The organism is Klenkia sp. AC732 (assembly GCF_979256525.1).
In genome coordinates this window covers 13358-25977 of sequence record NZ_CEEDOS010000030.1, presented here as the reverse complement: position 1 = coordinate 25977, position 12620 = coordinate 13358, and the positions used below count along the sequence as shown (strand labels likewise).

14 protein-coding genes are annotated in these 12620 nt (G+C 76.5%); 6 read left to right on the top strand and 8 right to left on the bottom strand.

Annotated elements, in window-relative coordinates; translation table 11 throughout:
• On the bottom strand, positions 1 to 1128 hold the full coding sequence (locus AC0IVP_RS14845) for a DUF3152 domain-containing protein (protein ID WP_471757481.1): 1128 nt from the start codon (positions 1126 to 1128) through the stop codon (positions 1 to 3).
• 61 nt (positions 1129 to 1189) lie between these two features.
• Positions 1190 to 2329 (bottom strand): alpha/beta fold hydrolase, encoded by a 1140-nt coding sequence (locus AC0IVP_RS14840; RefSeq protein WP_471757479.1) that lies wholly within the window; start codon positions 2327 to 2329, stop codon positions 1190 to 1192.
• 49 nt (positions 2330 to 2378) lie between these two features.
• Between AC0IVP_RS14840 and AC0IVP_RS14835 the strand changes: the two genes are divergently transcribed.
• Both AC0IVP_RS14835 and AC0IVP_RS14830 read left to right on the top strand, forming a co-directional pair.
• Positions 2379 to 3056 carry a TetR/AcrR family transcriptional regulator gene (locus AC0IVP_RS14835; RefSeq protein WP_056288688.1) on the top strand — a complete coding sequence of 226 codons (678 nt, stop codon included), beginning with the start codon at positions 2379 to 2381 and terminating at the stop codon, positions 3054 to 3056.
• A 159-nt stretch (positions 3057 to 3215) separates the two neighbouring features.
• Positions 3216 to 3452 carry a DUF3107 domain-containing protein gene (locus AC0IVP_RS14830; RefSeq protein ID WP_056288692.1) on the top strand — a complete coding sequence of 79 codons (237 nt, stop codon included), beginning with the start codon at positions 3216 to 3218 and terminating at the stop codon, positions 3450 to 3452.
• 78 nt (positions 3453 to 3530) lie between these two features.
• Here AC0IVP_RS14830 and AC0IVP_RS14825 read toward each other — a convergent pair whose 3' ends face one another.
• The gene (locus AC0IVP_RS14825) at positions 3531 to 4199 is read right to left on the bottom strand and encodes a ferritin-like fold-containing protein (protein ID WP_235564332.1); all 669 of its coding nucleotides are present in this window, start codon (positions 4197 to 4199) and stop codon (positions 3531 to 3533) included.
• 558 nt (positions 4200 to 4757) lie between these two features.
• On the opposite strand from AC0IVP_RS14825, the gene AC0IVP_RS14820 reads away from it, so the two are divergent.
• From AC0IVP_RS14820 to AC0IVP_RS14805, 4 genes are read left to right on the top strand one after another with little or no spacing between them, the layout of a single operon-like run.
• Positions 4758 to 6323 (top strand): DEAD/DEAH box helicase, encoded by a 1566-nt coding sequence (locus AC0IVP_RS14820; RefSeq protein WP_471757477.1) that lies wholly within the window; start codon positions 4758 to 4760, stop codon positions 6321 to 6323.
• Positions 6323 to 7468 carry an outer membrane protein assembly factor BamB family protein gene (locus AC0IVP_RS14815; protein WP_471757475.1) on the top strand — a complete coding sequence of 382 codons (1146 nt, stop codon included), beginning with the start codon at positions 6323 to 6325 and terminating at the stop codon, positions 7466 to 7468. Before AC0IVP_RS14820 ends, AC0IVP_RS14815 begins: the two co-directional genes overlap by 1 nt.
• 34 nt (positions 7469 to 7502) lie before the next feature.
• The gene (locus AC0IVP_RS14810; RefSeq protein WP_471757473.1) at positions 7503 to 8414 is read left to right on the top strand and encodes an alpha/beta fold hydrolase; all 912 of its coding nucleotides are present in this window, start codon (positions 7503 to 7505) and stop codon (positions 8412 to 8414) included.
• Complete coding sequence (locus tag AC0IVP_RS14805; protein WP_056288708.1) at positions 8411 to 9274, top strand: oxygenase MpaB family protein; 864 nt, start codon at positions 8411 to 8413, stop codon at positions 9272 to 9274. Before AC0IVP_RS14810 ends, AC0IVP_RS14805 begins: the two co-directional genes overlap by 4 nt.
• 15 nt (positions 9275 to 9289) lie before the next feature.
• Here AC0IVP_RS14805 and AC0IVP_RS14800 read toward each other — a convergent pair whose 3' ends face one another.
• The 5 genes from AC0IVP_RS14800 to AC0IVP_RS14780 form a co-directional block, all read right to left on the bottom strand.
• Positions 9290 to 10111: a RecB family exonuclease gene (locus tag AC0IVP_RS14800; RefSeq protein ID WP_471757471.1), complete on the bottom strand. Its 822-nt coding sequence runs from the start codon at positions 10109 to 10111 to the stop codon at positions 9290 to 9292.
• Positions 10108 to 10971: a PHP domain-containing protein gene (locus tag AC0IVP_RS14795; protein ID WP_471757469.1), complete on the bottom strand. Its 864-nt coding sequence runs from the start codon at positions 10969 to 10971 to the stop codon at positions 10108 to 10110. Before AC0IVP_RS14795 ends, AC0IVP_RS14800 begins: the two co-directional genes overlap by 4 nt.
• 47 nt (positions 10972 to 11018) lie before the next feature.
• A complete protein-coding gene (locus AC0IVP_RS14790; RefSeq protein WP_471757467.1) occupies positions 11019 to 11669 on the bottom strand; it encodes a PH domain-containing protein in 651 nt (216 codons plus the stop codon).
• A gap of 19 nt (positions 11670 to 11688) precedes the next feature.
• The gene (locus AC0IVP_RS14785; protein WP_200938671.1) at positions 11689 to 11847 is read right to left on the bottom strand and encodes a hypothetical protein; all 159 of its coding nucleotides are present in this window, start codon (positions 11845 to 11847) and stop codon (positions 11689 to 11691) included.
• Between the two features lie 119 nt (positions 11848 to 11966).
• Positions 11967 to 12587 (bottom strand): DUF6758 family protein, encoded by a 621-nt coding sequence (locus AC0IVP_RS14780; RefSeq protein WP_471757465.1) that lies wholly within the window; start codon positions 12585 to 12587, stop codon positions 11967 to 11969.
• Between the last annotated feature and the right edge of the window lie 33 nt (positions 12588 to 12620).

Here is a 12620-nt window from a genome sequence, read left to right as displayed (position 1 = left end):
TCAGGGGGAGGGCCAGGCGTTCTTCTGGCATCCCTCCAGGCCCAGGGTCTGCTGCTGCATCACCGGGGCGAGCTGACCGGGCCCGGGGCAGGGCTGGTGCCCGTTGCCCAGCGCGTGGCCGACCTCGTGGTTGACCACGTACTGCCGGTAGGTGGCGATGTCGCCCTCGTAGTCGGGGACGGCGGTCTCCCAGCGGGCCAGGTTGATGACGGCCCGCTCGCCGTAGCGGCAGGAGGTGTACCCGCCGGTGCCCACGCCCGGGCAGTAGGTCTCCATGCTGCCCGGGCTGACCAGGCTGACCCGGAAGTCGTAGTCCCCGGCGGCCGCCTCGGCGGCACCGACCCGCTGGAAGCTCATCGCGCCGCCGCTGCCCCAGGACCGCGGGTCGCCCAGGGTGGCCTCGACCGCGGCGGCGAACCCGGCACCGTCGACACCGATGCCGTCCTCCACCTCGACGACGAAGCGCTCCAGCGGACCGCTGCCGTAGACCTGCGAGGAACCGTCCACGACGGACACGGTGCCCGCGCCGGTCTCCACGTAGCTGGCCGGTCCGGTCGTGGCGGGGAGCTCGGTGGGGTTCGCGTCGCCCTCGGCGGGCGCCGGCTCCGGGGTCGCCGCGACCGTCGGGGTGGCCGGGGCCCGGCCGGGCTCCAGCGCGGCGGCCAGCCCGGAGGCCGAGGCGGCGGCCGACGTGGCGGTGTCCGAGGCGGGGCCGCCCTCGGTCCCGGTGACGGCGACGTCGACCACGGTGAGCACGGTGAGCACCGCCAGCAGCGGGACGGCGTAGGCACGCCAGCCCCACCGGCTGGCGAAGGCGGCCCACCGGCCGTGCGCTCCGCTGCCGACCGGCGCGCCGGGCCGACGGCGGCGTCGCCCCACCGGGTCCCGGCGGGCGACCAGCGGGCCGGTCGTCGTCCGCAGCCCGGTGTCGGGCAGCGGGCGCGGCAGGGGCTCGGGGACGCGGGTGGACCGGGACCGCCGGGACTGCGGCGGGCGCGGTCCCACGAGGGGACGGTCCCCCACCGGACGCCGGGCGGCGAGGGGTGCCGCCGCGTCCTGTCGACGGCCGACCGGGGGGTCGACGTCGTGGTCCGGGCGGGTCACACCGGCCAGGTTCTCACGGGCCACGGGGCCCTCCCGTGACCACCGACGGGCGGGCGGCGTGTCGGACCGTCCCGTCCCACTCGTCTCACCGGACCCGTCCGGCGGCCTCCTCGAGCAGCCCCAGGACGGCGCGGGCGGTGTCCTCGGGGGCCTCGGTCATGGCGACGTGGCCGATGCCCGGTTGCAGCTGCAACCGGGCGTCGGGCAGCGCCAGCGCCAGCCGGGGCGCCAGCCGCGGGTCGACCAGCTTGTCCTCCGCGCCCCACACGACCAGCGCCGGGACGTCGACGGACCGGGCCGCCCGCCAGGCGTTGGCCCGCCCGACCCGCAGGTAGGAGGTCATCAGACCGCGCATGCTGCGGGTCAGGGCCCGCCCGGCCCAGGGCTGCCCGTCCCGCTGGCGCATCTCTTGGACCGCCTCGGCGAACCGGGTCGCCGGGACCCGGGCCGGGTCGCCGAACACCATGGCGAGCATCCCGCGCACCCGCTCCTCCGGGGTGCCCAGGGCGATGCGCTTCTCCGCCAGCGTGGGGATGCCCGGGAGCAGCAGCAGCGCGATGGCCCGGTCGAAGGCCGGGGGCACCCGGTAGACCGGCATCGCCGGGGACACCAGCGTCAGGGTGGCCACCAGGTCCCGGCGCCGGGCGGTGGCCAGCAGCCCGACGAGGCCGCCCAGGGAGTTGCCCAGCAGGTGCACCGGTGCGCCCTGGCCGGGGCCGGGCCGGTCGCGCACCCACTCCAGCGTCGCGACGACGGCGCTCACGTGGTCGGCGATGGACCAGCCGCCCCGGGCGGGCGGCTCGGACTGGCCGAACCCGGGCAGGTCGATGGCGAACCCCTCGCAGCGCACCGCCAGCAGGCCGGCGAGGTCGGTCCAGTTGGTCGCCGCGCCACCCAGGCCGTGCACGTAGAGCGCGCGCTCCCGCGGGGCGTCGGCGGCGGGCCCGTCCAGCGGTCCGGTCCACGGGGTGTGCCGCAGGTACAGCGGGATGCCGTCGACCTCCACCTCGCTGCCCGGCCAGGCGGGCGTGGACTCGCTCAGCGGGGGCAGCGGCACGGTCGACAGCACCGCGGGACGGGGCTCCCCCACGCCGGGCGCACCGGTGTCGGGGCCGGCCGGGGTGCCGGCGCCGAGGTCGTCGTCCCCCGGGCCGGGGAGGACGTCGCGGGCGGGGGCGTCGGCGGGCCGCCGGGCGTCGGGCACCCGGCGACGGTAGTCCGTCACCGCTGCAGCGCACCGGGGCGGTGAACCCGCCGGTAACATCTGCCGGGCCATGCAGCCGACGCGACCGACCTCCCCCGCCCCGAGCCAGGCCGCCGCGGCCGCCCGGCGCACCTCCCGGCTGCCCCGGGGCGCCCGTCGGCTACAGCTGCTGCACGCCGCCCAGGAGGTCTTCGTCGCGCAGGGGTTCCACGCCGCGGCGATGGACGACATCGCCGTCCGGGCCGGGGTCAGCAAGCCCGTGCTCTACCAGCACTTCCCGGGCAAGCGGGAGCTGTACCTGGCGCTGCTGGAGCAGCAGGTGGGCGAGCTGACCGAGCGGGTCCGCCAGGCGATGAGCGGCACCGACGACAACCGGACCCGCGTCGACGGCGCCGTCGGTGCCTACTTCGACTTCATCGACGCCGACGGCGAGGCCTTCCGGCTGGTGTTCGAGTCCGACCTGCGCAACGACGAGGAGGTGCGCCGGGTCGTGGACCAGGGCGCCCGGGCCTGCGTCGAGGCGATCGCCGAGGTGATCGAGGCCGACACCGGCGTCGACGCCGAGCGGGCGCAGCTGCTGGCCTCGGGCATGACCGGCCTGCTGGAGACCAGCGCCCGCTGGTGGCTGCCGCGCAAGGGCACCGTCTCCCGCGACGAGGCGGTCGCACTGGTGAGCTCGCTGGCCTGGCGCGGCATCTCCGGGTTCCCGCGCATCGGCGACGACGACCACCCGACACCCACCGCCTGAGCCACCGCCCGAAGCCACCGCCACAGCCCGCCGGGGATCCCGTTCGCTGAGGGCGCACCCCGGTCGGGGGCCAGGCCGCGCGGGCTCGGCTAGCGTCGTCGGTGAGCAGCCGTCACCACCCGCCAGACGTGCAGCCAGACCTGAGGAGGCATCTCCAGCGTGGAAGTCAAGATCGGTGTCCAGCACTCCCCCCGCGAGCTCGTCATCGACAGCCCGAAGACCCCTGACGAGATCGCGGCCGAGGTTTCCGCGGCGATGTCCTCGTCCAAGGACGGCCTGCTGACCCTCGTCGACGAGCGCGGCCGCCGCGTCGTCGTGCCGGTCGACCGGATCGCCTACGTCGAGATCGCCGAGGCCGACACCCGCCGCGTCGGGTTCATCGCCGGCGGCAACTGACACCAGCACCCCGACGGGGCCCGGGACCACACGGTCCCGGGCCCCGTCGGCGTCGGTGGGTCCGTGGGTCCGTGGGGATCAGGGGTTGAGGCCCAGGGCCTGCATCCGGACGGTGTGCCCGGCGGTGATCCGGCCGATGAGCTCGGCGACCCCGTTGAGCGACCCGCTGCCGGTGATCAGCAGCTCGCCCAGCCCGTCGCGCTCGGCGATGACCGCCTGCGACTGGGTCAGCGCCTCACCGACCAGGCGGCGCGCCCACAGCGCGAGCCGGCCGGCGACGGCGCGGTCGGCGACGATCGCGGCCCGCACCTCCCGGACGGCGAAGTCGGCGTGGCCGCTGTCCTCCAGCACCTCCAGGACCAGGTCGCGGTCCTCCGCGGGCAGGAAGGCCGCGACCTCGCGGTAGAAGTCGGTGGCCAGACCGTCGCCCACGAAGGCCTTGACCAGGCCCTCCAGCCAGGTGCCGGCCCGGGTCGAGTCGTGGAAGGCGTCCAGCGGCGCGACGAAGGGGGCCATCGCGTCGGCCGGGGCGACCCCCAGCTCGCGCAGCCGGGCGGACAGCCGCTCGTGGTGGGTGATCTCGGCGGCCGCCATCCGGGCCAGGGCTGCCCGGCCCTCCAGCGTGGGGGCCAGGCGGGCGTCCTCGGCGAGCCGGTCGAAGGCGGTCAGCTCGGCGTAGGCCAGCACCCCGAGCAGGTCCACCACGGCGGCCGGGTCGACGGTGCTGGGCTCGGCGGCGGTCGTCAACGGGTGCCCCTCCCTGGTGCTGGTGGTCGTGCGGACGTCGGTCTCGCCGAGGGCGGTGGTGGTGCCGCGGCGTGTCCGCCCAGCCCCGGGGCCGGGTCCGCTCGCCCGCCGCGGACGCGGCGGGACCTGTGCGCACCGTAACCCGCGCTACCATGGGCGACGGCGAGCCGCACGGCTCGCTCTCCGTGTGCGCTGATCACCGCTGGACGACGACCACCAGAGTCCCCCTCACGGGGTGGGGCACGGGTCGGTCTCCTCGGGCAGTCCTCCCCGACGCCCGGGTCTGCTGGCCGCGTCGGCGCTGGACCGAGATCCCACACCGGGACCGCGAGACGTCGGCGCCGCCGATGCACGCAGGTCCCCCTCCAGACCGAGGCGAGTGCACTGACCTCCACCGAGAACACCCCCGAGAACACCCCCGTCGAGAGCCCGGCCACGACCCCCGAGGTCGACCACGCCGAGACCGGGGCCCCGGCCCCCGAGCAGCTCGAGGCGCAGATCGACGAGCTGGGCGGTGCCCCCGTCACGCCCGACGCGCCGCTGTTCAGCGACTTCGACGTGCACCCCGACATCATCGCCTCGCTGGCCGACGTCGGGATCACCCGCACGTTCGCCATCCAGGAGCTGACCCTGCCGCTCGCGCTGGCCGGCAACGACCTGATCGGCCAGGCGCGCACCGGCACCGGCAAGACCCTCGGCTTCGGCGTCCCGCTGCTGCAGCGGGTCGTCCCGCCCTCGGAGGGCGGCGACGGGGTGCCGCAGGCGCTGGTCGTCGTCCCGACCCGTGAGCTGTGCGTGCAGGTCTCCCGCGACCTGGCCGCCGCCGGCACCCGCCGCGGTGTCCGGGTGCAGGCCATCTACGGCGGCCGCGCGTTCGAGCCGCAGGTCGCCGCGCTGCAGGCCGGCGTCGAGGTCGTCGTCGGCACGCCCGGCCGGCTGCTGGACCTGGCCCAGCGCGGGGACCTGGTGCTGGGCAAGGTCCGCGGGCTGGTGCTCGACGAGGCCGACGAGATGCTGGACCTGGGCTTCCTGCCCGACATCGAGCGGATCCTGGCGATGGTCCCGGACAAGCGTCAGACGATGCTGTTCTCCGCGACCATGCCCGGCCCGATCGTCACGCTGTCCCGGTCGTTCATGACCCAGCCCACGCACATCCGGGCGCACGGCAACGACGAGGGCTCGACGGTCCCGCAGACCACCCAGTTCATCTACCGGGCGCACAACCTGGACAAGCCCGAGCTGCTGTCCCGGGTGCTGCAGTCCCGCGACCGCGGCCTGGTCATGGTGTTCTGCCGCACCAAGCGCACCGCCCAGAAGGTGGCCGACGACCTCGTCGAGCGCGGCTTCGCCGCCGCCGCGGTGCACGGCGACCTGGGGCAGGGCGCCCGCGAGCAGGCGCTGCGCGCCTTCCGGGCCGGCAAGGTCGACGTGCTGGTCGCCACCGACGTCGCCGCCCGCGGCATCGACGTCACCGGCGTCAGCCACGTCGTGAACTACCAGTGCCCCGAGGACGAGAAGACCTACGTGCACCGCATCGGCCGCACCGGCCGCGCGGGCAGCACGGGTGTCGCCGTCACGCTGGTCGACTGGGACGACATCCCCCGGTGGCAGCTGATCAACAAGGCCCTCGAGCTGGACTTCACCGACCCGCCGGAGACCTACTCCACCTCGCCGTGGGTCTACACCGACCTCGACGTCCCGACGACGGCGACCGGCCGCCTCCCGCGCGCCCAGCGCACCCGCGAGGGACTGGGCGCCGAGACCCTCGAGGACCTCGGCGAGACCGGCAAGCGGCAGAAGACCGGTGGCCGAGACGGCGCGCGCGACGGTGGCCGTGGCGACCGTGACCGTGCCGACCGCGGCGACCGCGGCGGGCGCTCCGGCCCCGGTCGGGACGACGCCCCCACCGCCGACGAGCCCACCACCGTCGGCCCCCCCAAGAGCCGTCCGCGCCGGCGCACCCGGGGCAACGGCGAGGCCGCTGCCGGTGCCGCCGCCGCGACCGACGGCCCCTCCGCCGACGCGCCCGCCACGGACGCCGGGGACGGTGCGGCCAAGCCGCGTCGCCGCCGACGCCGGGGCGGGGCCAACCGCGGGGGCGGCAGCTCCGAGTCCGTCAGCTGATGGCTGTGCGGCGCCCGCCGCTGCGCGCGCTGGTCTGGACGGCGGCCACCCTCGTGGTGGTCGTCGTCCTGGCGTTGCTGTGGCGCGGGTCGGACGCCGCCGCGACCGACAGCACCACCGCCGCCGAGCCGGCGCCGGCCTCGGGCAGCCCGGCCGCGGCGCTGGACCGCGGCTGGTCGGCCGACCCGACCGGCCCGGCCCCGCGGCGGGTCGTCGAGTCCGGCCGGGTCGTGCTCGCCCTCGCCGACGGCGTGCGGGTCCTGGACCCGGCCACCGGCGAGGAGGCCTGGCGGTACACCCGCAGCAACGCCCGGCTCTGTGACGTGACCGCCGTCGAGGGCGCTGTCGTCGCGGTGTTCTCCACCGGCGGGCGGTGCAACGAGGTCGTGGCCCTGGACGCCGGCACCGGCGTCCGCTCCTGGTACCGCACGGTCGGCTTCCGGGCCGACGTCGCCCTGGCCAGCACCGAGCGGATCGTGCTGGCCAGCAGCCCGACCGGTCTGGCCACGATCGACCCGACCGGCAACAACACCCGCTGGCGCTACGAGGTGCCCGGGGGCTGCCGGCTCACCGGCGCCGACGTCGGCAGCACCGGTGTCGTCGCCCTGCAGGTCTGCGACGGTGGGCCGGTGACGGCGCTGCTGTTCGACGGCTTCGACGGGTCCCAGACCTGGAGCCGTGACCTGGGCGTCGACTCGGCGCGGCTGGTCGGCGTCGACCGCCTGGTCGACGTCGTCGTGGGCGACTCCCTGCAGGTGCTCTCCCCGGCCGACGGCGCCACCCTGCAGACGATCCCGCTGCCCGCGGCGGCCGGCGCCGACGACGAGCCGCTGCAGCAGGCCGGGCTGGCCGACACCGCCCTGGTCTGGGTGCGCGGCACCGCCTACGTGCTGGACCAGACCACCGGCGCCGTGCGCTGGTCGGTCCCGGCCACCGGGCTGCCCGCGGTCGGCGACGGCGGCAAGACCACCGACGGCGCGGTCCTGGTGCCCGAGAACGGCGCGTTCGTCAGCCGCGACCTGGCCACCGGCACCGAGCTGGCCCGCTCCACCGCACCCGAGGACGTCCCCCGCGGCGGACGGGCCTCCGTGGTGGGCGGGACGGTCGTCGTCGCCACCCCGGGCGAGGTCGTCGGCTACCGCTGACCGTCCCGGCCGCGATCGGGGGACACTGGGTGCCATGCTCCCCGGCGGCTCCGAGAACACCGCGTCCGACGACCTGCGCCAGCTGACCCCGCACGGCGCCGCGCCGCTGACCCTGCGCGGCACGGCCGGCCCGCTGGCCGCGCTGGACACCGGGCCGGGCAGCCGGGGCACGGTGCTGATGGTCGCCGGGTTCACCGGCACCAAGGAGGACTTCGCGCCGCTGCTGGCCCCCGTGTCCCGGGCCGGTTGGCGGGTCGTGGTGGTGGACCAGCGCGGGCAGTACCAGTCCCCCGGCCCCGACGACCCCGCCGCCTACACCGTCGAGCTGCTGGCCGCCGACGTCGTCGAGGTCGGCCACCAGCTCCGTGGGGACGGCCCGCTGCACCTGCTCGGGCACAGCTTCGGCGGCATCGTGGCCCGCGCCGCCGTGCTCGCCGAGCCGGGCCTGTTCGCCTCGCTCACCCTGCTCAGCAGCGGACCGGTCGGGCTGACCGGTCCGCGCGCCGACCTGCTCGAGCACCTGGCCCCGCTGCTGGAGGCCGGCGGGGTCCGGCTGGTGCACGACACCCTCGAGCAGCTGTCGCTCACCGACCCGCGCAGCGCCGCCGTGCCGGCCCCGGTCCGGGAGTTCCTGGCCACCCGGTTCCTGGCCAACACCGAGGCCGGGCTCACCGGGATGGCCGCCGCGATGACCGGTGAGCCCGACCGGACCGCCGAGCTGGCCGCCACCGGGGTCCCGGTGCTGGTCGCCCACGGTGCCGACGACGACGCCTGGACCCCGGCCGCGCAGACCGACATGGCCGCCCGGCTGGGTGCCCGGCACGTCGTCCTCGACGGCGCCGTGCACTCCCCCGCCATCGAGACACCCGCGGCGACGATCGGGGCGCTCACCGGCTTCTGGTCCGCCGTCCCCGCCGTCAGCGACGCCCAGGAGGCCTCCGCATGACCTCGATCAAGGACTTCACCGCCACCGAGGACCTGGCCGGCTTCTTCGGCCCGGACTCGGTCACCTGGCGGATCCACGCCGACCCGGCCTTCTCCGTCGGCGGCATCCGCGCCCTGCTGCTGCAGGCCCTGCACCCGGTGGCCATGGCCGGCGTCGACACCTTCTCCGAGGGCTTCAAGACCGAGCCGTGGGCCCGGCTGACGCGCACCGCGGAGTACGTCGCGACGCTGACCTTCGGCACCCGCCGGGAGGCCCTGCGCGCCGTCCGCCGGGTGCGCGGGGTGCACCGCGGCAAGACCGACACCGAGGTCACCACCGGCCGCACCTACCGGGTCGACGACCCGGACCTGCTGCTGTGGGTGCACGCCTGCGAGGTGGACTCGCTGCTGTCGGTGGCCCGGCGCGCCGGGGTGCCGCTGACCGACGCGGACGCCGACGCCTACGTCGCCGAGCAGGTCGTCGCCGGCGAGCTCATCGGCTGCACGCCGGGGGAGGTGCCCTCCTCCGTCGCCGAGCTGGACGCCTACTTCGAGCGGGTCCGCCCGCAGCTCGCGCTGACCGAGCCCGCCCGCAAGGCGCTGCAGTTCGTCGTCGTCCCGCCGATGCCGGGCTGGGTGCAGGTGCTGACCCCGGCCCGCCCGGCCTGGGCGGGACTCGCCTCGCTGGGCCTGGCGACCCTGCCGCGGTGGGCCCGGGCGATGTACGGGCTGCCGGCGTTCGCGATCACCGAGCCCGCGACGACGGCCGCCGTCCGCGCGTTCCGGGCCACCACGCTGGCGGTGCCGCACCGGGTGCGGGACAACCCGACGCTGCGCGCCGCCCGCGAGCGGGTCGCCGTCGCCACGCCCGTGGTCGCCTGACCCCAGCCCGGTCGCCTAACGAGCGTCCAGGTCCCGCACGGCAGCTCGACCCTCCGGGCAGGACCGGCGGAACGAGCAGCCGGCGCACTGCCGGCCGGTGACGACGGGGAACGCCGCACCGGTGTCACCGCCCGCGGTGACGGCGGCGGTGGCCGCGGTCGCCGCCGCCGCGGTCGCCTCGGCCCGGCGGACGTGCTCGGCCAGCGTGGCCTCGGTGTGGTCGAACCCGGCGACCGTGCCGGTGGGCAGGTGGTGCAGCTCCACCCGGGAGCACGGCCGGCGCAGCGTCCGCCGCACCCCCAGCACGTACAGCGCCAACGCCGGGGACGACGCCGCCTCCTCCTCCGTGCTGGGACGGCGGCCGGTCTTGTAGTCCACGACGACCAGCTCCTCGCCGCGGTCGTCGATCCGGTCCACCCGGCCGGAGACGCTCAGGGTGGCGGTCCGCACGGTCACCTGGCGCTCGGTGGCCAGCGGCGGGTCCGCGGGGTCCAGCCCGGCGACGTGCTCGTCGACCCAGCCGGCCGCCCGGGCCCGCCACTCCGCGGAGTCCACTGCGCCCGCCGTCCCCACGTCGGACCAGTGCCGGTCCAGCAGCTGACGCGCCGCGGCCGGGGTCCGCCGGGACTGCGGCAGCTCCCACCAGGACCGCAGCGCAGCGTGCACCGCGGCACCCACGACCGCGTTCACCCGCGGCAGCGACTGCGGCGGCGTCGGGCGGTCGACGTAGCCGAACCGGTAGCGCCGCGGGCAGGCGTCGAAGGCGGCCAGCTTGCTGGGGGTGGCGGCGAAGAGCGGCTCGGGCATCCCGGGCAGCTCGAGCTCCAGCTGGCTCACGCGTCGTCGGCCATCGGGTGGTTCCCGGTGCCCAGCGCGACCAGCCGCTCGTACTGCGCCGGGTCGGTGGTGCAGGCCGCGATCGGGGTGCGCTTGTTGGTGCCGTGGTAGTCGCTGGACCCGGTGGTCAGCAGGTCCAGGTCCGCGGCCAGCGTCCGCAGGTGCGCCCGGTCGGCCGGCTCGTGGTCGGGGTGGTCGACCTCCAGGCCCAGCAACCCGGCGGCGGCCATGGCGCCCAGCGCGTCGTCGCCGACGACCCGGCCGCGGCTGCGCGCCAGGCCGTGCGCGAAGACCGGCACCCCGCCGGCCGCCCGGACCATCGCGATGCCCTCGAGCACGTCGGTGTCGGCCTTGGCCACGTAGTAGGGGCTGGTGTGGTGCAGCAGCCCGGCGAAGGCCTCGTCGACCGAGCCGACCACACCGGCCTCCACTAGGGCACGCGCCACGTGCGGGCGCCCCACCACCCCGCCGCCGCTGCGCTCCACGACCGCGGCCCAGCTGACCGGGTGCCCGTCGGCGGCCAGCGCGTCGACCATCCGCTCACCCCGGGTCAGCCGCTCGGCCCGCAGCCGACCGCGCTCGGCGGCGAGCTCGGGGGCGTGGGGGTCGAACAGGTAGGCCAGCAGGTGCACGCTGATCGGCGACTCGTCGGCCGGGAACCAGCGGCAGGACATCTCCATCCCCGGCACCACGGTCAGGCCCGGGGGCCGGGCGGCGGCCACCGCGGCCCAGCCGTCGGTCGTGTCGTGGTCGGTCAGCGCGACGACGTCCAGCCCGGCCGCGACGGCGGCGGTCAGCACCTCCGCCGGGGTGTCGGTGCCGTCGGACACCAGGGAGTGCGTGTGCAGGTCGATGCGCATCGAGGCCAGCCTGCCCCATCGCCGACCCGCCGACCGCCCGGACCGGCTCAGTGCGTGCGCGGGTACCGGCTCCGGAAGCCCGGGATCGGCCCCGTGCCGTGCCGGCCGTCCGCGGGACCCGGGCCCGGTGCGGCTCCCGGGAACGGACCGCCGCCGTCCTCCTCCTCGCGGCCGCGGCGCGCCCCGGCCGCGTCGGAGGGGAACAGCAGACCGCTGATCTGGTCGTAGAGGGTCTTGGCGTCGGGCAGGTAGCTGACGCTGGACAGCGCCTGGTCCTGACCGGCGGACTCGAAGCGGAAGCCGCCGTAGCCCAGCAGCTGCCCGACCAGGGACTCCGAGTAGGTCAGGTCGGTGATCCGGCGCAGCGGCATCACCGCCACCGTCCGCACGACCACCCCCGACGTCATCAGCACCCGGCGCTTGGTGACCAGGAAGTGCCGGACCCACCACTCACCGACCGCCAGGCCCAGGTAGGCCAGGGCGCCCAGACCCACCAGCAGGCCCAGCAGGCTGGTGACCCGGTTGTCCGGGGCGAGGACCAGCAGCCACAGGCCCAGCGCGAGGAACGGCACCCCCCGGACCGCCGGCCGGGCCAGCACGGCCCAGTGCCGGCGCTGGTTGATGATCGCCTCCTCGCCGGGGAGGAGGTACTTCTCGGCGTCCCTGCCGGTGCGGGAGACCGGACGGGCGGTCGTCACGACGGACCGGCCGGACGGCTCAGACGAGCGAGCCGACGAAGGAGGCCAGCGACGACGCGGCGTCGCCCAGGGCGACGCCTGCAGTGCGCACGATCTCCGCCGACGACTCGGGCTGCTGGATCACGTAGAACAGCACGAAGGCGACGACGAGCCAGGTGAGGACCTTCTTCAGGTTCACGCGGTCACCTCGGTCTGGGCGGGGGCAGGCGCAGGACGCCCGCACGGCCGGGGAAGAGCCGCGTCACATGAGTAACACAGGCCGCACGCGTCACGGGCACGCCACGCCGGACCGGCGTGTCAACGCCCGGGCAGCAGGTGCTCCCCCACCGGCCCCAGGGGCAGGTCGGCGGGCACCCGCTCGCGCAGGTCCAGCAGCACCAGGTCCTCGGCCAGCAGCCAGGCCGCGGTCGCGGGCCAGGTCACCACCCACAGCCACACGCCGTAGGCCTCGCCGACGAACACGGCGCGGTCCTCGGAGGTCGGCACCTCCCACAGCGGGGCCCGCTGCCCGGCGGCCTGCACCGCCGCGGCGGACAGCCCGTCCACCAGGTCCCCGGGGTCCAGCCACGGCAGCCCGGCGTAGCCGGCGCCCAGCCCGGTCCCGGGCTCCTCGGCGATCAGCAGCACCTCCGCGGTGCCGCCCAGCGGCGCCGGCCCCACGCAGTCCACGACCGTGCAGCGGGCCCCGGGCTCCCCGCCCCACGCCAGCCCGGTGACCGCCCAGCCGGTGGGCAACGGGTCGGGCACCCAGGCGGGCACGCGGGCGTCGGCGCAGACCGCGCGGATCGCGTCGTGCGCCAGCACGGCGGTGTGGTGCAGCGGGGTGACGGCGGCGTGCAGGTGGCACCAGGCCTCGTCCGAGCCCGGCCGGACCACCAGCAGCTCACCGCACCGGGGACACACGGGGCTCATGGTCATCGGGGATCACCGTCCAGGCCCGGGGGCCCGCCG